15 protein-coding genes and 1 pseudogene are annotated in these 22658 nt (G+C 65.3%); 10 read left to right on the top strand and 6 right to left on the bottom strand.

The window, feature by feature from the left end:
* Positions 1 to 27: 27 nt before the first annotated feature.
* Positions 28 to 705 (bottom strand): annotated as a pseudogene (locus tag LOY22_RS27045) (PAS domain-containing protein); the annotation flags it as partial.
* Between the two features lie 204 nt (positions 706 to 909).
* A complete protein-coding gene (locus LOY22_RS12105; protein ID WP_258597605.1) occupies positions 910 to 1929 on the bottom strand; it encodes a LacI family DNA-binding transcriptional regulator in 1020 nt (339 codons plus the stop codon).
* Between the two features lie 206 nt (positions 1930 to 2135).
* Between LOY22_RS12105 and LOY22_RS12100 the strand changes: the two genes are divergently transcribed.
* Entirely contained in the window at positions 2136 to 2675 is a 540-nt protein-coding gene (locus LOY22_RS12100) for a gluconokinase (RefSeq protein WP_093383393.1), read from the top strand.
* 99 nt (positions 2676 to 2774) lie between these two features.
* The gene (locus tag LOY22_RS12095) at positions 2775 to 4127 is read left to right on the top strand and encodes a GntP family permease (protein WP_045198708.1); all 1353 of its coding nucleotides are present in this window, start codon (positions 2775 to 2777) and stop codon (positions 4125 to 4127) included.
* A 62-nt stretch (positions 4128 to 4189) separates the two neighbouring features.
* On the opposite strand, the gene yiaY is transcribed toward LOY22_RS12095, so the two are convergent.
* From yiaY to LOY22_RS12080, 3 genes are all read right to left on the bottom strand, one after another.
* Positions 4190 to 5338 (bottom strand): L-threonine dehydrogenase, encoded by a 1149-nt coding sequence (gene yiaY, locus LOY22_RS12090; protein ID WP_093383396.1) that lies wholly within the window; start codon positions 5336 to 5338, stop codon positions 4190 to 4192.
* Positions 5339 to 5409: 71 nt separating this feature from the next.
* Positions 5410 to 6972 (bottom strand): threonine ammonia-lyase, biosynthetic, encoded by a 1563-nt coding sequence (ilvA, locus tag LOY22_RS12085; RefSeq protein ID WP_052676528.1) that lies wholly within the window; start codon positions 6970 to 6972, stop codon positions 5410 to 5412.
* Between the two features lie 179 nt (positions 6973 to 7151).
* Positions 7152 to 7580 carry a PACE efflux transporter gene (locus LOY22_RS12080; protein ID WP_258597604.1) on the bottom strand — a complete coding sequence of 143 codons (429 nt, stop codon included), beginning with the start codon at positions 7578 to 7580 and terminating at the stop codon, positions 7152 to 7154.
* Between the two features lie 98 nt (positions 7581 to 7678).
* On the opposite strand from LOY22_RS12080, the gene LOY22_RS12075 reads away from it, so the two are divergent.
* The 8 genes from LOY22_RS12075 to LOY22_RS12040 all read left to right on the top strand — a co-directional run bounded on the left by LOY22_RS12075 (position 7679) and on the right by LOY22_RS12040 (position 21363).
* Entirely contained in the window at positions 7679 to 8563 is an 885-nt protein-coding gene (locus LOY22_RS12075; RefSeq protein WP_176794263.1) for a LysR substrate-binding domain-containing protein, read from the top strand.
* 113 nt (positions 8564 to 8676) lie between these two features.
* Complete coding sequence (wecB, locus tag LOY22_RS12070; RefSeq protein WP_093383410.1) at positions 8677 to 9831, top strand: non-hydrolyzing UDP-N-acetylglucosamine 2-epimerase; 1155 nt, start codon at positions 8677 to 8679, stop codon at positions 9829 to 9831.
* Positions 9828 to 12002, top strand: a complete 2175-nt coding sequence (nrfB, locus tag LOY22_RS12065; protein ID WP_093383415.1) for a cyclic di-3',5'-guanylate-activated glycosyltransferase NrfB — start codon at positions 9828 to 9830, stop codon at positions 12000 to 12002. The genes wecB and nrfB overlap by 4 nt, the downstream gene beginning before the upstream one ends.
* Positions 11999 to 14974, top strand: coding sequence for an NfrA family protein (locus tag LOY22_RS12060; RefSeq protein WP_258597602.1), 2976 nt, complete (start codon positions 11999 to 12001; stop codon positions 14972 to 14974). Before nrfB ends, LOY22_RS12060 begins: the two co-directional genes overlap by 4 nt.
* Positions 14974 to 15819: a DUF4434 family protein gene (locus LOY22_RS12055; RefSeq protein WP_045198696.1), complete on the top strand. Its 846-nt coding sequence runs from the start codon at positions 14974 to 14976 to the stop codon at positions 15817 to 15819. The genes LOY22_RS12060 and LOY22_RS12055 overlap by 1 nt, the downstream gene beginning before the upstream one ends.
* Before the next feature lie 30 nt (positions 15820 to 15849).
* Positions 15850 to 16938 (top strand): diguanylate cyclase, encoded by a 1089-nt coding sequence (locus LOY22_RS12050; protein WP_258597601.1) that lies wholly within the window; start codon positions 15850 to 15852, stop codon positions 16936 to 16938.
* A 286-nt stretch (positions 16939 to 17224) separates the two neighbouring features.
* Complete coding sequence (locus LOY22_RS12045) at positions 17225 to 21178, top strand: amino acid adenylation domain-containing protein (protein WP_258597600.1); 3954 nt, start codon at positions 17225 to 17227, stop codon at positions 21176 to 21178.
* Positions 21175 to 21363 carry an MbtH family protein gene (locus tag LOY22_RS12040; RefSeq protein ID WP_045198690.1) on the top strand — a complete coding sequence of 63 codons (189 nt, stop codon included), beginning with the start codon at positions 21175 to 21177 and terminating at the stop codon, positions 21361 to 21363. The genes LOY22_RS12045 and LOY22_RS12040 overlap by 4 nt, the downstream gene beginning before the upstream one ends.
* On the opposite strand, the gene LOY22_RS12035 is transcribed toward LOY22_RS12040, so the two are convergent.
* Positions 21360 to 22658, bottom strand: a complete 1299-nt coding sequence (locus LOY22_RS12035) for an ATP-binding protein (protein ID WP_045198688.1) — start codon at positions 22656 to 22658, stop codon at positions 21360 to 21362. The genes LOY22_RS12040 and LOY22_RS12035 overlap by 4 nt on opposite strands.

Raw genomic sequence — 22658 nt, 5'->3', positions numbered from 1 at the left:
CGACTCGGCGGCGGTCTGCTGGGTGCTGACCTGGCGGGTGATGTCGCTGGCGAACTTGACCACCTTGTACAGGCGCCCGCGGGTGTCGAAGATCGGGTTGTAGGAGGCTTCGAGGTAAACCATCTGCCCGAGCTTGTTGACCCGCTCGAATCGGTGGGAATGGTACTCGCCACGGTTGAGCGAGGCCCAGAAGGCTTTGTAGGCCGCCGACTCGCTTTCGCTTTTGTGGCAGAACAGGCTGTGGTGCTTGCCCACCACCTCGTCGAGGCGGTAGTGCATGGTATTGAGGAAGTTCTGGTTGGCGTCGATGACCTTGCCATCCGGGGTGAACTCGATCATTGCCATCGAGCGGCTGATGGCGTTGATCAGGCTCTCGGTCTCGTGCTCGTGCTGCACCCGCTGAGTGATATCGGAAGCGACCTTGATGACGCTGGTGACCTGCTGCTGGGCGCCAAGCACCGGCATGTAGCTGGCTTCGAGCCAGACTTCGCGGCCGCGCTTGTCGATCCGGGCGAAGGTGCCGCTGCGCGGCTCGCCACGGTTCAGGTCACGCCACAGCTGGCGGTATTCCTCGCTTTTGCCGAAGGCTTCGTCGCAGAACAGGCGGTGATGCTTGCCACGGATCTCTTCGACGCCGTAGCCCATGGTCTTGCAGAAGTTTTCGTTGGCGTCGAGGATGATCCCGTCGGGGCTGAACTCGATCATCGCCATCGAGCGGCTGACCGCCGCCAACTTGGCAGTCATCTGGCCCAGGGCCTGGGTGCAACGCTCGATTTCAGCCAGATCGGACTTACGATGCAAATCAAACATTTTGTAACACTCCATGCTCGGGATTTGCTGAGCATAGATGGCGATTGGCACCGTGCAAGCACTCTGACATCACCTTGCAGCGCCCGCCGACTGGCGGTTTCAGCTGCTTTCGCGAACCATCAGTTCGAAGCCCAGATCCTGGCACTGCAACTGACTGCGCTTGCCATCAAGCAGGCCCAACAGCGCCTGCGCGGCGCAACGGCCAATGGCCGCGCGCGGGGTGCGGATCGAGGTCAGGCGCGGCACCATGTGCGCCGAAGCCGGCAGGTCGTTGAAACCGACCATGGCCACCTGCTGCGGCACCTTGATGCCCTGGCGCAAGGCTTCAAGAATCGCCCCCTGGGCCAGGTCGTCGTTGCAGAAGAAAATGCCATCGACATCGGCATGGCGCTGCAGCAGCTGGGCAAACAGCTCGCCGCCCAGGCCGATCGATGAAGGTTGTGGTGCCAGCAGCTCGCGGCCGTGGGCATCCAGGCCGGCTTCGGCCAGGGCCAGGCGAAAGCCTTCGGCGCGCTGCATCACCCGTGGGTCAAGTTGCGCGGCAATAAAGCCCGGGCGCTTGCAACCGCGCTCGAGCAGATGGCGCGCCGCCGCCCTTCCCGCTTCCTGTTGGGAAAACCCTACCGACATGGCCTGGCCTTCGCCGCCCAGCTCCATCATGTGTACGCACGGCACGCCGCTGGCGGCGAGCATCTGCTTGGCGGCGTCGCTGCGGTCAAAACCGGTGAGCAGGATGCCGCGCGGCTGATAAGCCAGGTAGTTGCGGATCAGGTTTTCTTCTTCGGCGATATCGTAGTGATAGTTGCCGATCAGCACTTCAAGGCCACGGGGACGCATGACCTCGTGAATGGCTTCGAGGGTGTCGATGAACAGGTGGTTGGACAGCGACGGGATCAACACCACGATCGACTGGCTCTGCTTGGAGGCCAGTGCCCGCGCAGCCGGGTTGGCCACATAGCCGAGGCTGGCGGCGGCGACCTGGACCTTTTCCACGAGCTCAGGGGCAACCGTGCTGACCCCGCGCAGTGCCCGCGAAGCGGTGATCGGGGAAACCCCGGAAAGCCTGGCAACTTCCGCCAGGGTGGGACGACCGGTAGTACGAGAGCCAATGCGGGTCATGAGGGGTTTTATTTTCGACTTGCAAAGAATGGGGAACGGGCACTAAGGTAGCGCTGTCTCAGACCACAGGCAATGCAAAACTGCATGAGGCCAGGAATGAGCATCCAGACTGCTTTTACAAAATCAATAACATCTGGGTGGGAAGCGCCCGAGACGTTAGCCGTCTCGCTTCAAGATAGCGCTATCTTGCCCTGCAGGAGGTACCGATGAACCCACCCCTCTCCGCGATTGTGGTCATGGGCGTCGCTGGCTGTGGCAAGAGCTACGTCGGTGCCGCCATTGCAGGCCTGAGCGGCGGTCGCCTGATCGAAGGCGACGACTTCCACCCCGCTGCCAATATCCAGAAAATGAGTGCCGGCATCCCCCTGGACGACGACGACCGTGCCGGTTGGTTGATTCGCCTGGGCGAGGAACTGCAAGCGTGCCTGAAGGCTGGCGAGCGTCCGATCCTCACCTGCTCGGCGCTGAAGAAGCGCTACCGCGATGCCCTGCGCCATGCCGTGCCGGACCTGGGCTTCGTGTTTCTCGATCTCACCCCCGCTGAAGCCAGCCGCCGCGTGCTCGCCCGCCCCGGCCACTTCATGCCCGCCAGCCTGATCGACAGCCAGTTCGCCGCCCTCGAACGGCCCAACAGCGAGCCGCTGACCCTGGCGCTGGACGCCACCCTGGCGGTGGACAAGCTGGCCATCGAGGTAGACCAGTGGCTAAAGCCCTGCGGTGAACCGCTGCTGGCGCGAACGGCCTGACCCTGGCTGTTTTTTCGGCTCACCCAAGATAGCGCTGTCTCGACCCGTAAACGCTGTAATAGTTCCGCCCACAACAATGACAATACGAGGCACTGAACCATGTTTGGTTTGGCAACTGATACCTACCTGCTGCTCGATGCGGTGGTCACCATCATCGGCCTGGTGCTGCTGATCACCCACTTCAAGGTCCACCCTTTTGTCGCCCTGACCCTGGCGGCCGGTTTTCTCGGCCTGACCTCGGGGATGCCGGTGGCCAAGGTGATGAAATCATTCCAGGACGGCTTCGGTGGCGTGCTGGGTTTTGTCGGCATCGTCCTGGCCCTGGGCACCATGCTCGGCAAGCTGATGGCCGACTCCGGCGGCGCCGACCAGATCGCCCAGACACTGATCCGCGCCTTCGGTAAACAGAAGGTGCACTGGGCGATGATGTTCGCCGCTTTCCTGGTGGGCATTCCGCTGTTCTTCGAGATCGGCTTCGTGCTGTTGATCCCGCTGGTGTTCATCGTCGCCCGGCGCTCCGGGGTGTCGTTGATCAAGATCGGCATTCCGCTGCTGGCCGGCTTGTCGGTGGTCCACGGCCTGGTGCCGCCGCACCCGGGGCCGCTGCTGGCGATCGGCATCTTCAATGCCGACATCGGCAAAACCATTTTCTACGGGCTGATCGTCGCCCTGCCCACGGCGATCATTGCCGGTCCCCTGTACGGCAACTTCATCTCCAAATACATCCCGGGCAACCCCAACAAGGAGCTGATGGAGCAGATCGCCCGCGAGTCCGACCAGCAGAACCTGCCCAGCTTCAGCATCACCCTGATCACCGTGCTGCTGCCGGTGTTCCTGATGCTGCTGAAAACCTTCGCCGACGTGGTGCTACCGGCCGAGCACATCGTGCGCCAATGGATGGACCTGATCGGCCACCCAATCAGCGCCCTGCTTGCCGCCTTGCTGCTGGCGTTCTACACCTTTGGCGCGGCGCGCGGGTTCTCCCGCCAGCAGATCATGAAGCTGCTTGACCAGAGCCTGGCGCCGACGGCGGCGATCATCCTGATCGTCGGTGCCGGCGGTGGCTTCAAGCAGATGCTGGTCGATACCGGGGTGGGTAATGTGATCGGGCAGATGGCCGTGCAGGCACAGATTTCGCCGATCATGCTGGCCTGGCTGGTGGCGGCGGTGATTCGTATCGCCACCGGTTCCGCGACGGTGGCGACCATTACCGGCGCGGGCATCGTTGCGCCAGTGATCGGCATGATGCCGGGGGTCAACCGTGAACTGCTGGTACTGGCGACCGGCGCCGGCTCGTTGATTTTGTCGCACGTCAACGATGCCGGCTTCTGGCTGGTGAAACAGTACTTCAACATGACCGTGGCCGAGACCTTCAAGACCTGGAGCATGATGGAGACCATCCTCTCGGTGGTCGGCATCATCTTTATCATGCTGCTGTCGTTGGTGGTTTGAGGGCCTCATCGCGGGGCAAGCCCGCTCCTGCACTGTAGGAGCGGGCTTGCCCCGCGAGGCTGTTAAAAGGCTGCTTTAAAGATCGCCTCGATCTCTGCCTGGCTGGCCACCCGCGGGTTGGTCAGGCCGCAGGCATCCTTCAGGGCATTGGCCGCCAGGGTCGGAATATCGGCCTCCTTGGCCCCCAGCACCGCCAGCCCCGGCGCAATATCAATGGCCCGCGACAGCTGCTCGATCGCCGCCAGGGCGGCATCGCTGCCCTGCTCGGCGCTCATGGCGCTGACATCCACGCCCATGGCCTTGGCCACATCGCGCAGGCGCGCGGCGCTGACGCTGGCGTTGAAGCGCTGCACATGGGGCAGCAGCACCGCGTTGCACACGCCATGGGGCAAGTCATAAAAACCGCCGAGCTGGTGGGCCATGGCATGCACGTAACCCAGCGAGGCGTTGTTGAACGCCATGCCGGCGAGGAACTGGGCGTAGGCCATGTTTTCCCGGGCCTTGAGGTCGCTGCCGTCGGCCACGGCCTGGCGCAGGTTGTCGCTGATCAGCTCGATGGCCTTGATCGCGCAGGCGTCGGTGATCGGCGTGGCGGCAGTGGAAACGTAGGCCTCGATGGCGTGGGTCAGGGCATCCATGCCGGTGGCCGCGGTCAAGCCCTTGGGCATGCCGACCATCAGCGCCGGGTCGTTGACCGACAGCAGCGGCGTGACGTTGCGGTCGACAATGGCCATTTTCACGTGGCGCGCTTCGTCGGTGATGATGCAGAAGCGGGTCATCTCACTGGCGGTGCCGGCGGTGGTGTTGATGGCAATCAGCGGCAGTTGCGGCTTGGCCGACTGGTCCACCCCTTCGTAATCACGGATATGCCCGCCGTTGGTGGCGCACAGGGCAATGCCCTTGGCGCAGTCATGGGGCGAGCCGCCGCCCAGGGAAATCACGCAGTCGCAACGCTCGCGCTGCAACAGCGCCAGGCCCTGCTCGACGTTGGCAATGCTCGGGTTGGGCTTGGCGCCATCGAAGATCGCCGAGTCGATGTCGCGCATCGCCAGCATTTCGGCAATGCGCTCGGCGATCCCGGCCTTGGCCAGGCCCGCGTCGGTGACGATCAGGGCCTTGCGCAGGCCGTATCCGGCAATGGCAGCCATCGCCTCTTCGAGGCAATCGATGCCCATGATGTTGACGGCGGGGATGAAAAACGTGCTGCTCATGGCGAAATCCTCATGCAATGTTCCTTTGCCATGAGGATCCGCCTGTCTGCCCTGCCCCGTGTTGATCTGAGTCAGCCGAGGAACAGCCGGTAGGCCGGGTTGTCGCTTTCGTCCCAGTAGCGGTAGCCCATGGCGTCCAGCGCTGCGGGCAGGCCGGCCTGTTCGTCCTGCGGCACTTCCAGGGCGGCAAACACCCGCGCTTCGGCGGCGCCGTGGTTGCGGTAGTGGAACAGGCTGATGTTCCAGCGCTTGCCCAGGCGCTCGAGAAAGCCCAGCAAGGCCCCCGGACGCTCGGGGAATTCAAAGCGCAGCACGCGCTCGTCCGCCCCAGGCCCGGCATGCCCGCCCACGGTGTGGCGCACGTGGGCCTTGGCCAGTTCGTTGTCGGTCAGGTCGAGCACGCTGTAACCCTGATCGCGCAGGCTGGCCAGCAACTGGTCGCGCGGGTCGGTCTGCGGATGGGTCTGCACGCCAACGAACAGTCGCGCCTCCTTGCCGGGGTAGTAGCGGTAGTTGAACTCGGTGATCTGGCGCTTGCCCAGGGCCTGGCAAAAGGCGCGGAAACTGCCCGGCTGCTCGGGGATGGTCACGGCGATGATCGCTTCGCGCTGCTCGCCCAGTTCGGCGCGCTCGGCAACATGGCGCAGGCGGTCGAAATTGACGTTGGCACCGGAGTCGATCGCCACCAGGGTCTGACCCTGGGCGCCTTCGCGGGCCACGTACTTCTTGATCCCGGCCACAGCCAGGGCGCCGGAAGGTTCGGTGATCGAGCGGGTGTCGTCGTAGATGTCCTTGATCGCCGCGCACAGCTCGTCGCTGCTGACGGTGATGACCTCATCGACATAGTGGCGGCACAACTCGAAGCAATGGGCGCCGATCTGCGCCACCGCCACGCCTTCGGCAAAGCTGCCGACCTGGGCCAGCACCACCCGCTCGCCGGCGGCCATGGCCGCTTGCAGGCAGTTCGAGTCCTGCGGCTCGACGCCGATCACCTTGACCTCGGGGCGCAGGTACTTGACGTAGGCGGCGATGCCGGCGATCAGGCCGCCGCCACCGACCGGAACGAAGATCGCATCCAGCGCGCCGGGTTGCTGACGGAGGATCTCCATGGCCACCGTGCCTTGACCGGCGATCACGTCGGGGTCGTCGAACGGCGGCACGAAGGTCGCGCCTTCGCTGTCAGCCAGTTTCAGTGCATGGGCCAGGGCGTGGGGGAAGCTTTCGCCGTGCAGCACCACCTGGCCGCCGCGCGAACGCACGCCTTCGACCTTGAGTTCCGGGGTGGTGGTCGGCATCACGATAGTGGCGCGCATGCCCAGTTCGCGGGCGGCCAAGGCCACGCCCTGGGCGTGGTTGCCGGCGGACGCGGTGATCACCCCGCGCTGGCGCTGGGCCGGGCTCAGGCGGCTGAGACGGGTGTAGGCGCCGCGGATCTTGAAGGAAAAGGTCGGCTGCAGGTCTTCGCGCTTGAGCAACACCTGGTTGCCAAGGCTGCGCGACAGCGCCGGCGCCGCTTGCAGGGGCGTTTCGATCGCCAGGTCGTACACCGGCGCCGCAAGAATGCGCCGCACGTAGTCAGACAGCAGGTTCAGCGGCGCGGCAGGTGTGCGGGGGCTAACGGCAAGGCTGGTCATCGGTGACTCCTGGTTTTTTTAAAGTGCCCAGGAGAGAGAGAAAGAACCCGCCTCCAGGGCGGGTTCGGTGCAAGTGCCAGCTAGCCCGCCAAAACGATAATGGCGGTAATAATGCTGCGCTGAGGCGACTGCAGGAATGTGTTCATGCCAGCGAAACTAGCGCAGCCGCCCAGGCAAAGTCAAGCAGGCTCGCGGGCAGAATCGGGCACATCGAACACCCGGTCGAAGGCCCACTGGAACACGAAGGCATAGACAAAGAAGAATGCGAACAGCGCAAGGTTGGTCAGCAGCGCCTGCCACAGGCTGATCTGCAGCCAGCCGGCGACCACCGGCAAGAGGATCAGCACCAGCCCGCCTTCAAAGCCCAGGGCGTGGAGAAACCGCCGCCACAGGGTGCGCTGGCGCTGGGCCTGGCGGGCTTCCCAATGCTCGAACGCCCAGTTGTAGAACATGTTCCAGGCCAGGGCCACCGCCGACAGAATCAGCGACAGCACCGTGGAGTGGGCTATGCCGGCATCGAAGGCCCAGGACAGCGCCGGCGCCACGCACAGCACGGCGATGGTTTCGTAGAGAATGGCCTGGACGACCTTGCGCGACTTGCCTTGCATATCTGCCTCCCTGAACGTCAATGAAGCCCCACCCTAGCGGCGTTGAGGCGATGCTTCAATTGAGCTAAATTGAGCCTCCCTCAATTGGCTTGAGCACCGTGTTCGGCAAACTGCCCCTGACTGCCCTGCGCACCTTCGAATCGGCGGCCCGCCTGGGCGGCTTCAAGGCTGCCAGCGACGAACTGGCAGTCACGCCTGCGGCGGTTTCGCACCAGATCAAACGCCTGGAATCGCAGCTGGGCCTGCTGCTGTTCGAGCGCAGCCGCCAGGGTGTCAGGCTCAGCGACGCCGGCGAGCGCCTGTACCTGCAGGTGCACCAGGGCCTGGCCAACCTGCAGCAAAGTCTTGACGACCTGCAACCGCCCTGTGATCGCCAGCAACTGACCCTGACCACCACCGCGGCCTTCGCCAGTGCATGGCTGATCCCGCGGCTGGGCGATTTCCATCGCCGCCATGCCGACATCCAGGTGCGGGTGCTGACCGGCAACGAGGTGGTCGACCTGCAGCGCGAGCACCGTTTCGACCTGGCCTTGCGTGCCGAATTCAATCCTGATCCGGCGTTGCAGCGGTTGCCATTGCTGGCCGAGCATTTCGCGGTATACACCCCGCCCGGTTGGCAGCCGCCGCCTGCCAATCTGCCGCTGTCGATGCTTGAAGTGCCGTGGGCTTCGGTCAGTGGCGTGGTCATCGACTGGGCCCGCTGGTGCGCCCTGGCCGGGTGTGAAGACTGGCTGCAACGGGCGCGTTTTCATCACTATGACGATGAGCACCATGCCCTGCAGGCGGCCGCTGCCGGCTATGGGCTGGTGCTGGCCAGCAACGTGCTGGTGGCCGACAGTGTGCGCCAGGGTGTGCTGCAGCCGTGGCACCCTGAGGTGCGCTTGCCGGCCGCGCAGTACAGCGCCGTGTGGTTGCCGGGGCGCGAGCGCGAACCTGCGCTGCGGGCGTTTCTCGACTGGCTGGCACTCTCCCTGGGGCCTTGAGCAATCGCTGACCCGCCCATTGGACAACCCCGCCTTCTACTGCTTGTATCTAAACCTTACAAGAGCGGCAGAACGTACAACTTCTCAGAAAAGGACGGACGAGGAGCGGGATAATGGCGTACACAGTCATGATGGTGTTTGGCACACGCCCGGAAGCGATCAAAATGGCCCCGCTGGCCCAGGTGTTGCGCCAGTGGCCGGATATCGAGCTGAACATCTGCTCCACCGGCCAGCACCGGGAAATGCTCCAGCAAGTGCTGCACGATTTTGGCCTGAGCGTCGATGAAGACCTCAAGGTGATGACCCAGAACCAGACCCTCAACGGCCTGTCCCAGCAATTGCTCAAACAGCTCGACGACACCTACGCACGCATCCAGCCCGACATCGTCCTGGTGCACGGCGACACCACCACCAGTTTCATCGCCGCGCTGGCGGCGTTCAACCGGCAGATCCCCATCGGCCACGTCGAGGCAGGGCTGCGCACCGGCAACCTCAAGGCGCCGTGGCCCGAGGAAGCCAACCGGCGCCTGACCGGGGTGATCGCCGACCTGCATTTCCCGCCCACCACCAAGGCCCGCGACAACCTGCTGCGCGAAGGCGTGGTGCTCGAGCACATCGAAGTCACCGGCAACACCGTGATCGATGCGCTGCTGTGGATGCGCGAGCACCTGAACAAGAGCCAGTGGAAACCTGCGCCCGAGTCGCCGCTGGCGCAACTGCGCGACGACCAGCGCCTGGTACTGATTACCGGCCATCGCCGGGAAAACTTCGGCCAGGGTTTCGAACGCATCTGCCTGGCCCTGGCCGAACTTGCCTTGCGTTACCCGCACGTGCAGTTCGTCTACCCGGTGCACCTCAACCCGCAGGTGCAAAAAGCCGTGTACGCGCTGCTCTCGCATCAGCCGAACATCCTCCTGGTGGCGCCCCAGGACTATCAGCATTTCGTCTGGCTGATGGACCGCGCCTACCTGATCCTCACCGATTCGGGCGGCGTCCAGGAAGAAGCGCCGGCACTCGGCAAGCCTCTGCTGGTGCTGCGCAAGGTCACCGAGCGGCCGTCAGTGCTCGAAGGCGGCACGGTGATGCTGGTGGGCACCCAGACCGAACGCATCGTCAAGGAAACCAGCCGCCTGCTCGATGACAGCGAGGCCTACCAACGCATGAGCCGGGTGTTCAGCCCTTACGGCGACGGCCATGCCAGCGAACGCATCGCCGAACGCCTGAGCCGCTGGCTCGAGGAAAACGCCGCTGAGCGAGACGAGGCATGAGCCTGGCCTGGGTCGATTTCTTCACCTATGTATTGTTCGGCCTCAAGCTGCTGGCCATCGTCCTTGCCAGTTTGATGTTCCTGCTCGGCCTGGATGACCTGTTCATCGACATCGTCTATTGGGGCCGCAAGCTGATTCGCCGCTTTCGCATCTACGACAAGTACGAGAAGGCCGACGAAAAACGCCTTTTCGAAGTGCCGGAAAAACCCCTGGCAATCATGGTCCCGGCCTGGAACGAGGTCGGTGTGGTCGGCGAGATGGCGCGCCTGGCGGCCTCGACCATCGACTACGAAAACTACCAGATCTTCGTCGGCACCTACCCCAACGACCCGCAGACCCAGGCCGACGTCGACGCCGTGTGCCTGCACTACCCCAACGTGCACAAGGTGGTGTGCGCGCGGCCCGGGCCGACCAGCAAGGCCGACTGCCTGAACAACATCATCGATGCGATCCTGCGTTTTGAGCAGGACGCGCGCATCGAGTTCGCCGGCTTCATCCTGCACGACGCCGAAGACGTCATCTCGCCCATGGAGCTGCGGCTGTACAACTACCTGCTGCCGAACAAGGACATGATCCAGATCCCGGTCTACCCCTTCGCCCCCGAGTGGCGCGGTTTTACTGCCGGGCACTACGTCGACGAGTTCGCCGAAAACCACGGCAAGGACGTGATCGTGCGCGAAGCGTTGACCGGCCAGGTGCCCAGCGCCGGGGTCGGCACCTGCTTCAGCCGCAAGGCGATCAGCGCCCTGCTCGAAGACGGCGACGGCATTGCCTTCGACGTGCAGAGCCTGACCGAAGACTACGACATCGGTTTTCGCCTCAAGCAAAAGGGCATGAAGTGTATCTTCGCCCGCTACTCGATGAGCGACCCGCAACTGGCCCTCAAGCGCGACTGGCGCTGGGGCATGAGCCGAGAGTTCGCCCAGGTCATCTGCGTGCGCGAGCACTTCCCGCGCGACTGGCAGCATGCGATCCGGCAAAAGTCGCGGTGGATTGTCGGCATTGTCTTCCAGGGCACCAGCAACCTGGGCTGGAGCCGCACCGGCGCGCTCAACTATTTTCTCTGGCGCGACCGCCGCGGCTTGTTCGCCTACCTGCTGAGTTTTCTGGTCAACCTGCTGTTCCTGGTGCTGATCGCCATGTGGCTGGTGACGATGCTGGCGCCCAACGCCTGGCGCTTCCAGTCAATTCTCAGCGACAGCCCGCTGCTGATGACCCTGCTCTGGCTCAACGGCCTGTTGTTGATCAACCGCCTGTTCCAGCGCGGATTTTTCGTCACCCGTTACTACGGCATCTTCGAGGGGCTGCTGTCGGCGCCGCGGATGATGTGGAGCAACTTCGTCAACTTCTTCGCCAACCTGCGGGCGCTGCGCCAGGTCATGGAAATGGGCGACTCGCGCCGGGTGGCGTGGGACAAGACCACCCACGAGTTCCCGGCCCTCGGCGCGCCGGCACGCACGCCTCTGGGTCAGCGCCTGGTGGCCAAGGGGCTGATCAGCGAGGCGCAATTGCAAGTGCTGATCACCAGTCCCGTGCGCCGGCGCCTGGGCCGCGAACTGCTGCTGCGCGGGCTGTTGACCAGCGAGCAACTGGTGCAAACCCTGGCCGAACAACTGGATTTACCCTGGGCGCCATTAAATCCATTCAAACTTGAGCGCAAATTGATTACCCTGCTGCCCCGCCGCCTGGCAGTGCACTACGGGGTGCTGCCGGTAGCGCAAGACGGCGATACATTGATCCTGGCCAGCGAAGGCCCGGTCAGCCAGGTGTCCCTCGGGGTCATCAGCCGTCAACTCAAGCGCCCGGTGCAATATCGCCTGGCGCCCCAGGGCCGGGTCACCCTCGGCCTGCGTTACCACTACCCCAGCCCCTGGCAGAAGGAGGAGACCCGGCACATGCTCGCGGTTCTCGAAAAGCATCAGGACGATGCCGCGTTGCTTGAGCGGGTCAGTCACCACCAAATCATGCTCGGCACCCTGTTGCAGGTGCGCGGCATGGTCCCCCCCACGTTGTTCAACCAGGCCTTGATCGATTTCAACCCGGAGCACATGTCCCTGGGCGAGCACCTGATTGCCCGCGGCATCATCAGCGAAGCGGTACTGCAAGACGCCCTCGCCGAGCAGCTCGAAGAACAGCAAGCCGCTTATGACCTGACCCGGGAGGTGGCATGAGTGTGCGCCCGCCGCTGACGCTGGCCAGTTTGTTGTTGTCGTTCTACACCGTGCACGGCCTGGCCGCGCCGCTTAGCGACTTCGAACGCTTTCGCAGCTACCCCTTCCTTGAACGCAGCTACCGCGAGGCCAAGGCCGACAACTGGAAAGAAGTCGAACGCCTGACCCGCCACCTGCTCGAGCGGGTACCCAACAACAGCGAAGCCCGCGCCTTGCTGATCCAGGCCCTGGCCCATCAGCGCCGCTACCGCGAAGCCGAGCAACTGGCCGAAGCCGCCAGCAGCAGCGACGCCGACGCCCTGCTGGAGCTGCGCCTGACCTGGATCGAGCAGGACCCACCCGCCGCAAGCCGGGTCGAGGGCTGGATCGCCACCAGCAGCCTCAACCAGCGTATCCGCCTGTGGCAGGCCTACAGCCTGAGCCTGGCCAAGTTCGGTGGCGCGGCCAAGGCCCTGGAGTGGCTCAACCACCTGCCGGCACATGGCGACGACAACATCCTGCGCCTGGCCCGGGCCAACTGGGCCGAGCAACTGCGCAACTGGAGCCAGACCATCGCCGCCCTGGCGCCGCTGGCCGAGCGCGGCGAGCTGCCGGCGCAAGACTGGCAACGCCTGGCCAACGCCTACGTACAGCGCCTGGACGAGGCGCCACTGCAACAACTGCTCAAGCAGGCGCCCACCCCCGAGATCGCCCGCCAGACCCGCCTGGCCATGGCCAACCGGGCAATTGCCATGGGCCACACCGAGCTGGCCCAGCGCTGGCTGCAGTCGCTGCCCGAGCAAGACCTGCACGACCCGGCCAATCGTCGGCAGCTGTGGGAACTGGCGCGCCAGGGCGATGATGCCGCGCTGGTACGGCGGCTCAGCAACGAGCTGAACCGGCCATGCCTGGAAACCACCGAATGGCTGTCGCGCCACGATCCGCAGGCCGCCCGCGAGCAGCTCAAAGGCTGCCGCGCCGATGACAACCCCAAAGCCTGGCTGGTACTCAACCAGCGCCTGCAGGGCCCGGGTGGCGAGGCGCGTTCCGCACAGATGTGGGAGCGCCTGTACCGCCAGAGCGGCGACCTGCAGGCCCTCGAACAAGCGAGCTTCCTGCAGCTCAAGGAGGGCCGCAAGGAGCATGTGCGCCAACTGCTCGAACAGGCCTACGACCGCCGCCAGGGCCGCTTGCCACAACCCTTGCTGCAGCGCCTGGCCGGGCTTTACAGTGCCGACGATGCGCCGCTCGACAGCCGGCGAATGGCCGGCTTGATCCCGCGGGTCGATGCCGCCAACCGCGCCCTGCTGCTCGCCCGCCTGGCCGAGCGCGGGCAGTGCGACACGGTCCGCCAGGCGATCCCCGCCACACCCAGCGAAGTCGGCCAGTTGCGTGCCCTGGGCCGCTGCGCCATGCCCGAGCGCCCTGGCGAAGCGGTGGTCTATTACCAGGCCGCCGCAGACCTGGGCGATACCGGCAGCCGCCTGCCGCTGGCCTACGCCCTGGAAGCCGCCGGCGATTCCTACGCCGCGCAACCGCTGTGGAAAGCCCTGGCCGACAGCGAGTGGACCGCCAACGCCCGGCTTACCGCCGCGCGCAGTGCGCTGAACGCCGACAATCCTCACCTGGCATACACCTATTGGAAACAGGCAACGCCGGTAACGGCCGATGACTGGGCGCTGGGCGCGGCCATCGCCCAGCGCGACTACCAGGTCCACGACGCCATGGACTACCAGCGCCAGGCCCTCGCGCAGCAACCGCGCCCCGACCATTACTATGGCGCTGCGGTGACCGCCGCGCAGAACGGCGACCTGGCGCAGAGCACCGCCTGGCTTGCCGAGGCCGTGCGCCTGGCGCCAGAGCAGCCGCGCTACAGCGCCGACTACGGCATGCGCCTGGCGGGCTCGGAACAACAAGTAACCCGCGCCCGCTCGATCCCCTACCTTGAGCGCGCCGCCAAGGCCTTCCCCGAGGATTACCGGATCAGCGAAACCCTGGCCTGGCGCTACGACGAAGTCGAGAACAGCGCCGCGGCCCGCAAAGAGCTGCGCCGGGTGCTGGATGTCGAACACGACCTGGTCGATGGCGACGACCAGTTCGGCAGCCTGGACGCCCGCAAGTACCGTCAGCGCCGCGCCCACGAGGCGCTGTCGCGGCGCGACAGCTTCACCCTGGCCAGCACCTGGTCGCCGGCCGGCGTCTCGACCAACGACAACTTTCGCGATGACCGCCAGGACCGCCGCGCCACTTCGCAAAACGTGCAACTGGCGATGTGGGACCACGCCCTGGGCGAAGAGCCGAGCCGCAATGGCAGCACCTTCTCGGTCTATGGCCGGGTGCTGTTCGGTGGCAGCGGGCGCAACGACTATGCGCAGAGCATGGGCACAGGCGTCGGCCTGCGCTACAAGCCGTTGGGCACCAGCAACCTGAACCTGTACACCGAGTTGTACCACCAGCGCCAGATCGACGATGCCCGTTACGGCGGCCTGAGCCTTGGCCAGTTGCTCAGCCCGAGCAAGGTCGGCGACAACTATGGCGACCTGCGCGGCCATGCCGAGTCGAGCAACGACCTGCTGCTGCGCGCCACCGCTTCGTACCTCGACCAGGGCAAATGGCGCAACGACTGGCGGGTCGACGAGGACGAGTGGGACGAGCGCTTCCTCTACCTCGATGCCGCCTGGTGGACCCGCGCCGGCGACCATCAATGGCTGTCGCGCTACCAGCGCGGGCACACCTGGAAGCTGCCCAGTGCCTCGCCACAAACCCTGATGCCGTATGGTTTTCTCGAGTTCTCAAGCCAGGACCCGAGCAACGACTGGCGCCAGGACCTGCGCACCGGCCTGGGCCTGCGCTGGCAATGGTGGTTCGACGACGACCGCTACAACGCCTATCGCGGTTCGCTGAAAGTACGCGCCGAATACCAGCAGTCGCTGGGCGGCAATCTTTATGAACACGCCAACGGCGTGTTGCTGGGTGCGGAGTTGACCTTTTGATGCGCCGCTTGATCGCTGTGATGCTGTTCGTCCTGAGCCTGCAGGCAACTGCCGACGAGCGCCTGTTCTACCAACCGCTGAACCGCGACGCGCAGTTGAGCGAGGCGCAGTGGCGCGCGCTGTGGCAAGCCACTGCGGCCCAGGGCGGCAAAACCCTGATCGTGCAGTGGAGCGCCTATGGCGACAGCGACTTCGGCGGTGCCCGGGGCTGGCTGGCCAACAGCCTGCGCCTGGCCCACGAACAAGGTCTGCAGCTGGTGCTGGGGCTGTACATGGACGCCGCCTATTACCAGCGCATCGACGAACTCGATGGCGCCGGCCTGGCCGCCTATTGGCGCGCGCAACTGGGCAATTCCCTGGCCCAGCAGCGCAAGATCCGCCAGGACTGGCAGTTGCCGGTGGCCGGCTGGTACCTGCCGATGGAGCTGGACGACCTGCACTTTCACAGTGCCGACCGCCGCCAGGCGCTGTACACCCAGCTACAGGCCTTCAATCGCCGCCTGGATGCGCCGCTGCACATCAGCGCTTTCAGCGCCGCGCGCCTGAGCCCGCAAGTCAATGCTCGCTGGCTCGAGCAGCTGGCCAGCCTCAAGCTGCAGGTCTGGTGGCAGGACGGCGCCGGCACCGGGCGCCTGGCGCCGCTGGTGCGCCAGCACTACGAGGATGCCCTGCCCTGCAGCATCGGCATCGTCAACGAAGCCTTTCGCCAGACCAGCGCCGCCGGCCAGCCCTTCACTGCCGTGGCAGCGCCACCGCAGCTGCGCAGCGACTGTCATCCGCGGGCAGTGTTCTCGTTGCGCTACCGGCCCTGGACCCAGGGGGTACTGCCCTTGGCCGGGCACTGAAACCGTCTTCTTCGAGCATTCAGGGCTGCCATGTACAAGACCATCGAACAGCAAGTGCGCAGGAACGTCGCACCGCCGCAACTGCGCGAAGAATTCCGCCAGCACGACTTCGAAAGCCTGAAGTCGTTCAGCTTGCTGGTGTTCGTGCTGAGCCTGGGGATCTGGATTCTGTTCGACCTGATCGTCAGCTACCAGGGCAATCAGGGCCTGACCTGGCTGTCGGCGCTGTTCATTGCGGTGATGGGCATGCTCACCATCATCCTCGGCTTCGTCCGCAAGGCGGCGCATTTCGATGTGCTCAACCTGGTGTTCATCGCCGTGATCACCCTGGCGGTGCGCCTGGTGATCGACGGCCTGCCGCAAGCGCTGCGCCCGGCCTGGATGGTCCTCGGCGCCTCGAGTGTGCTGTACAGCGTGTCGGTGCTGCCGGTGCGGCGCTGGTCGTTCCTGGCGACGATGCTGGTGACCTGGGTCAACCTCAACCCGTTCCAGGTCCCGGACATGCACCTGTTCGAGCTGCGTGGCAGCATGTTCGTCTGCTATGCGGTGTTTCTCAACGGCCTGACCCTGTACAGCTACCTGAAGATGCGCCGGGCCAAGCTGTACAACTTCTACATGGCCAAGCTGCTGCTCGAGCAAGCCTACGTCGATGCCCTGACCGAGATCCCCAACCGCCGTTCGTTCATGGCCAAGGCCGAAAAACACCTGCAGCAGGACGCGGCCGCCACGCGCTACCTGGCGATGATCGACATCGACAACTTCAAGAAGGTCAACGACCAGTTCGGCCACGACATCGGCGACGTGGTGCTCAAGCGCATCGCCGCCAGCATCAAGGCCTCGATGAGCGAATTCGAGTACGCACGGCTGGGCGGTGAAGAGTTCGTGATCTACGTCTGGGGGCTCAACCAGGCCGACGCCGAACGGCGCATCGACGCCCTGTGTCGGCGGGTCCGTGACGAAGTCGCCGAGCATCCGGTGACCATCAGTATCGGCCTGGCGCAAATCCTCGCCGAAGACACCCTGAGCAACGCCCTGGTCAAGGCCGACCAGGCGTTGTACGAGGCCAAGCGCAGTGGCAAGGACCGCTACGTGCTGTGGCGCGAGCCTCTCGGGTTGTAAGCCTTCAGCCCTTCGCGGCGGCCGCCAATGGCGCCGCGCCTTCGCCGAGATGCTCCCGCCACCCCTGCCGAGCCGCCTGGCAGCGAGTGCAAGCCTGCGGCCAACCGCGACCATCCTGCCGGTAAAGGCCGCAATCGTGCCGTCACAGCGGCTGTAGTAGTGCTCTGCCGGTCATCGCCAAGCCCCCTTGCGCTGCCTCTCAAAGCCCCCGTCCGCGTGCACTTGCAGATCATTTGCGCCGCTCTACGCTGCAATTTCGCGCAAACCCGGACAGAGGAACACTCGAATGGATTCGAACATCACCAGCGAAACCGGCCACCCCTTGACCGCAGGCCAACTGTGCATGTGGTTCAACGCCCAGCTTGCCCCACCTCAGACCAACATGAACCTGGCGGAGTCCGTCGACATATTTGGCGCGGTGGACGTCGAGCGCTTCATGACCGCCCTGCGCCGAGTGGCTGATGAGGCCGAAGCGGTGCGGCTGAACTTCGTTGACAGCGCCGAAGGCCCGCGGCAACTGCTGGCCCCGCGATTCAGGGGGGAACTGCCGTTTCTCGACTTCAGCACGGCGGATGATCCACGGGCCAGTGCCGATGCCTGGATGCATGACGACATCCAGCGCCGCGTCGACCTGGGCTGCGACCCGCTGTGGATGTCGGCGCTGCTCAAGCTGGGCCCGGCGCATTTTGTCTGGTACCAGCGCCCGCACCACATCATCCTCGACGGCTTTGGCGCCGGGTTGCTGGTGCGGCGCCTGGCCGACACCTACCAGGCCCTCGGCGAAGGCCAGCCGGTGTCCGCCGCCAGCGCCTTGCTGCCGATCAGCGAACTGGCCGAACAAGACAGCGAGTATCGCCAGTCGGAGCGCTTTCAGCGTGACCGCGAGTACTGGATGCAGCGCTTCGCCGACCTGCCGGCGCCGATGAGCCTGGCGCGCCAGCGCACCCTCAACCACGACGGCCTGCTGCGCCGCACCGCCCACCTGCCCGCGGCCAGGGTCGACGCCCTGCGCCAGCGCGCCAGCGAACTGGGCAGCACCTTGCCGCAGATCCTCACCGCCGCCACCGCCGCCTACCTCTATCGGGCCACCGGCAACCAGGACATGGTCATCGGTGTGCCGCTCAGCGCCCGGCGCAACGCACGCATGCGCCAGGTGCCGGGCATGGTCGCCAACGCCATGCCGATGCGCCTGAGCATGCGCCCGGACATGAGCCTGGCCGAGCTGGTCCAGGAGGTATCGCGGCAAATGCGCCAGTTGCTGCGCCACCAGTCATACCGCTACGAGCACCTGCGCAACGACCTGGGCCTGCACGGGGCTCATCAGCAGCTGTTCACCACCCTGGTCAATATCGAGCCCTTCGACTACGCCATTGCCTTCGACGGCCACCCTACCCGCGCACGCAACCTGTCCAACGGCACCACCGACGATTTGGGCATCTTCTTCTATGAGCGCGGCCTGGGCCAGGACCTGCAGTTCGATTTCGACGCCAACCCCGGGCTTTACAGCGCCCAGGCACTGGCCGAACACCAGCAGCGCCTGCTCAAGGTGTTCGACGCGCTGATCGAACAGCCCCAACAGATGGTTGCCCGCATCGAACTGCTGAGCGACGAACAGCACCAGCAGTTGCACGCCTGGAACCGCACCGCGGTGGACTACTCGCCGTGGCAGCCGGTCAGCCAACTGATCGAGCAGCAGGCCCGGCGCACACCCGATGCCTGCGCGCTGCTGTTCGCCAACCAGCAGCTCAGCTACGGGCGCCTGAACCAGCAGGCCAATCGCCTGGCCAATCGTCTGCAACAGCACGCCATCGGCGCCGACAGCCTGGTCGCCATCGCCATGCCGCGCTCGCTGGAACTGGTGATCGGCCTGCTGGCCATCCTCAAGGCCGGCGCCGCTTATGTGCCGCTGGACCTGGAGCTGCCGCGCGAGCGACTGCGCTTCATGATCGAGGACAGCGCAGTCCAGTTGTTGCTGACAGCGCAGGCGTACAGCGGCCTTGGCGCCAATCTTGCCCCTGAACTGATGCTCGATGACCTGCTGGACGATGAGCACGGCAACGACGATACCCCCCTCAGCCACGTGCAAGGCAGCAACCTCGCCTACCTGATCTACACCTCCGGCTCCACCGGCCAGCCCAAGGGTGCCGGCAACAGCCATGAGGCCTTGTACAACCGGTTGATGTGGATGCAGGCGGCCTACCCGTTGACGAGCGCCGACACTGTGCTGCAGAAGACCCCTTGTGGCTTTGACGTGTCGGTCTGGGAGTTCTTCTGGCCGTTGATGAGCGGTGCCCGCCTGGCTATCGCCGAGCCCGGGGCCCACCGCGACCCGCAACAGTTGCTGGCGCTGATCGAGCGCTACCAGGTCACCACCCTGCACTTCGTGCCGTCGATGCTGCAGGTGTTTGTGCCCGAGCTCCAACCCGGCCAGGGCCAAAGCCTGCGGCACATCATCTGCAGCGGCGAAGCGCTGCCCGCCGAGCTGCAGCACCAGGTGCTGCAGGCGCTACCCAATACCGCCCTGCACAACCTCTATGGCCCCACCGAAGCGGCCATCGATGTCAGTCACTGGACTTGTCGCGACGATGGTAGCCACAGCGTGCCGATCGGCCAACCGATCGCCAACCTGCAGGCCTATGTACTCGACAGCAGCCTGCACCAGCAGGCAATCGGCAGCCCTGGTGAGCTGTACCTGGGCGGCATCGGCCTGGCCCGGGGTTATCACCGCCGCCCGGGGCTGACCGCCGAGCGCTTTGTCGCCAACCCGTTCGGGCCGCCCGGCAGCCGCCTGTACCGTACCGGCGACCTGGCACTGTGGCGCGCCGACGGCCAGCTTGAATACCTCGGGCGGGTTGATCAGCAGGTCAAGCTGCGCGGCCTGCGCATCGAGCTCGGCGAGATCGAGCACCTGCTGGCCAGCCATCCGCAGATTGCCCGCTGTACGGTGCAGGTGCGCGAAGACTGCCCCGGCCAGCAACAACTGGTGGCCTACCTGGTGCTGGCCGGTGAACAGGCGCTGGACCTGGGCCAGCTTGGCTATTACCTGGGCGAGCGCCTGCCCGAGTACATGGTGCCCAAGGTATTTGTGGTGCTGGCGCAACTGCCGTGCACCGCCAATGGCAAGCTCGACCGCCGGGCGCTGCCGGTGCCGGCGCAGCACCTGCAGGCACAACGCCCCGCCGAGCCTGCGCAAGGCCCGCTCGAACAGGCCTTGGTGCAGATCTGGAGTGAACTGCTGCAGCGCCAGGGTATCGACCGCAACAGCCACTTCTTCGAACTGGGCGGCCATTCGATCCTGGCAGTGCAAGTCGCCGCACGCTTGCGCCAGCAACTGGGCATAGAAGTGATGCCCACCGATCTGTTCACCCGCCCGGTGCTGCACCAGTTTGCCGAGCAGCTCCAGCGCAGCGCGGACCTGGTCCGTCCTGGCGACCCGTTCACGGTGCTGCTGGAACTGCGCAGCGAGGGCAGCCAGGCGCCGCTGTTCTGCCTGCCGCCGGGCGGCGGCCTGGGCTGGCCTTACGCGGCGCTCAGTGGTTACCTGCCCGACCGCCCGCTGTATGCCCTGCAGGCTCGCGGCCTGCGCAACCCGGGGCTACGCCCGCAGAGCGTCGAAGCCTGCGCCAGCGACTACCTGGCGCAGATCCGCAAGGTCCAGCCGGTTGGCCCGTACCATTTGCTCGGCTGGTCATTCGGCTGCCATGTCGCCCACGCCGTGGCGACCTTGCTGCAGCGCGAGGGCGAGTCAGTGGCACTGCTGGCGCTGCTCGACGGCTACCCGCTGCAACCTCTCAGCCAGGTCCCGCAACTGAGCGACCAACAACTGCTGGCCCTGCTGATCGGCACCCTGACCAACAGCCCGGCAGACTTCAGCCAGCCCTTGCAATCGATCGCCGAGCAGCGCCGTTACCTGGCCGAAGTGCTCAACCTGGAAGGCGCGATCGTCCAGGCCTTCTGCGATGAAGTGCGCCAGACCGTGCCGTTGATGGAGCGTTTCAAACCGCAGGTGTTTGCCGGCGAGGTGTTGTTCCTGCGCGCTACCGAAGGGCTGCGTGACGCCCTGTGGCAAGACCCCGAGCACTGGCGCACCCACGTCGATGGCCGGTTGCAGGTCCACGATATTGCCTGCATGCACGAAAACATGCTGCGTGCCGACGCCGTGGCGCAGATCGCACCGCTGCTGGCCAGGGCCCTGCAGGCCAGCGAAAGCGCCCGCCGTGCCCAGGAGGTGAACCCATGAGCAGCCCATTCGACAACCCGCAAGGGCAATTCCAGGTGCTGCGCAATCACTTGCACCAGCACAGCCTGTGGCCGGCCTACCTGGCCTGCCCGCCCGGCTGGCAGGCGGTGTTCGGCCCGCAGCGCAAAGCGCTGTGCCTGGACTACGTCGAGCAGCACTGGCGCGACTTGCGCCCGCGCCGCTAGCCGCGCGGCAGCCTGATCTTGAACTGCGCACCGCCCAGCGCCGACTGCCCGACCGTCAGGGTGCCGCCCTGGCCTTCGATGGCCCGGCGGCTGATCGCCAGGCCCAGGCCGAAGCCGCCGGTGGTACGGTCGCGGCTGCGGTCCAGGCGGTAGAACGGCTGGAAGATCAGCTCGCGCTGGTCGTGGGGGATGCCGATGCCGTTGTCCTCCACGGTCAGCAGGCAATGGCCCTGGGGGTCGAGGCTCAGGCGCAGGAGGATCTGCCCGTCGCAGTAGCGCATGGCGTTGCGTACCAGGTTCTGCAAGGCACGGGCGGTCAGCCGTGGGTCGAGGATGAAGCGCGGCAGGTTGTCGTCGGCGCGCACCTGCCATTCGATGCCACGGCCATCGAGCTCTTCGGCAAAGCTGCCGAGGATGCTGTCGACCAGCTCCAGCAGCGACACCTCGACCCGCTCGCGGGCCTGGTCGGCGTTCTGCAGACGGCTGTAGGACAACAGCTCGAGCACCAGTTCATCCAGCTCGCGCACATGCCCGACCAGTTCCAGCAGGCGCTTGCGGCAGTTGGGCGGGACTTCGTCAAACAGCAGCACCAGGCCAAAATCCAGGCGTGTCAGCGGCGTGCGCAGCTCATGGGACACGGCATTGAGCAGTTCGCGCTGCTGGGTCAGCAGGCGTTCGACGTCCTGGGCCATGGTGTCGAACACCTGGGCCAGTTCGCCGATGTTCGAGCGCGGCGGAATATGCGTGCGCTGCGACAGCTCGCCCTGGCCCAGGCGCCGGGCGGTTTCCTTGAGCCGTTCAAGGTCGCGCCAGTGCGGCCAGACCCAGAACAGCAGGCAGCCGAGCAACGCGGCGCCGATCAGCACGGTCACCACCCAGGACAGCAGGCTGATGTCCAGGGGGTCGGGCGGATTGCTCAGTTCCACCAGCCAGGTGTCGTCCAGTGGTGCCAGGGCGGTCTCGTAGTAGCCCCAGTCGCCCAGGCGCACCACGTTCAGGCCGGCCTTGAGGCGGTCGCGCTCCGCATAGCTGAGGCCAATCTGGTCCTGGCGGCGCAGTTGGATTTCCAGCGGGGCGAAATCCGCCGCCAGTTCCTTGGCCTTGGCCGGCCATTCAGTGCTCGGCACCTGCTCGAACTGCTTGACGATCAAGCGTTGCACGCCACGGGCCTGGTCAAGGTTGTAGGCAATGAAACGCTGGTGAAAGGCGCCGACGATGGCATCGGGAATCAAAAAGATCGCCCCGGCATAGGCGACGATGGTGATCAGGTACAGGCGGATGAGGATTTTCAGCAT

Origin of the sequence: Pseudomonas sp. B21-035 (assembly GCF_024748945.1) — a bacterium.
Lineage (GTDB): Bacteria > Pseudomonadota > Gammaproteobacteria > Pseudomonadales > Pseudomonadaceae > Aquipseudomonas.
This window is presented reverse-complemented; position numbering and strand designations above follow the sequence as displayed.

Bases quoted from the DNA above. Each gene is read 5' to 3' on its own strand.
- LOY22_RS12045 (WP_258597600.1), top strand. From the start codon at position 17,225: ATGGATTCGAACATCACCAGCGAAACCGGCCACCCCTTGACCGCAGGC.
- LOY22_RS12060 (WP_258597602.1), top strand. From the start codon at position 11,999: ATGAGTGTGCGCCCGCCGCTGACGCTGGCCAGTTTGTTGTTGTCGTTC.
- LOY22_RS12055 (WP_045198696.1), top strand. From the start codon at position 14,974: ATGCGCCGCTTGATCGCTGTGATGCTGTTCGTCCTGAGCCTGCAGGCA.
- LOY22_RS12105 (WP_258597605.1), bottom strand. From the start codon at position 1,929: ATGACCCGCATTGGCTCTCGTACTACCGGTCGTCCCACCCTGGCGGAA.
- yiaY (WP_093383396.1), bottom strand. From the start codon at position 5,338: ATGAGCAGCACGTTTTTCATCCCCGCCGTCAACATCATGGGCATCGAT.
- LOY22_RS12040 (WP_045198690.1), top strand. From the start codon at position 21,175: ATGAGCAGCCCATTCGACAACCCGCAAGGGCAATTCCAGGTGCTGCGC.
- LOY22_RS12035 (WP_045198688.1), bottom strand. From the start codon at position 22,658: ATGCTGAAAATCCTCATCCGCCTGTACCTGATCACCATCGTCGCCTAT.
- LOY22_RS12080 (WP_258597604.1), bottom strand. From the start codon at position 7,580: ATGCAAGGCAAGTCGCGCAAGGTCGTCCAGGCCATTCTCTACGAAACC.
- nrfB (WP_093383415.1), top strand. From the start codon at position 9,828: ATGAGCCTGGCCTGGGTCGATTTCTTCACCTATGTATTGTTCGGCCTC.
- LOY22_RS12095 (WP_045198708.1), top strand. From the start codon at position 2,775: ATGTTTGGTTTGGCAACTGATACCTACCTGCTGCTCGATGCGGTGGTC.
- wecB (WP_093383410.1), top strand. From the start codon at position 8,677: ATGGCGTACACAGTCATGATGGTGTTTGGCACACGCCCGGAAGCGATC.
- LOY22_RS12100 (WP_093383393.1), top strand. From the start codon at position 2,136: ATGAACCCACCCCTCTCCGCGATTGTGGTCATGGGCGTCGCTGGCTGT.
- LOY22_RS12050 (WP_258597601.1), top strand. From the start codon at position 15,850: ATGTACAAGACCATCGAACAGCAAGTGCGCAGGAACGTCGCACCGCCG.
- ilvA (WP_052676528.1), bottom strand. From the start codon at position 6,972: ATGACCAGCCTTGCCGTTAGCCCCCGCACACCTGCCGCGCCGCTGAAC.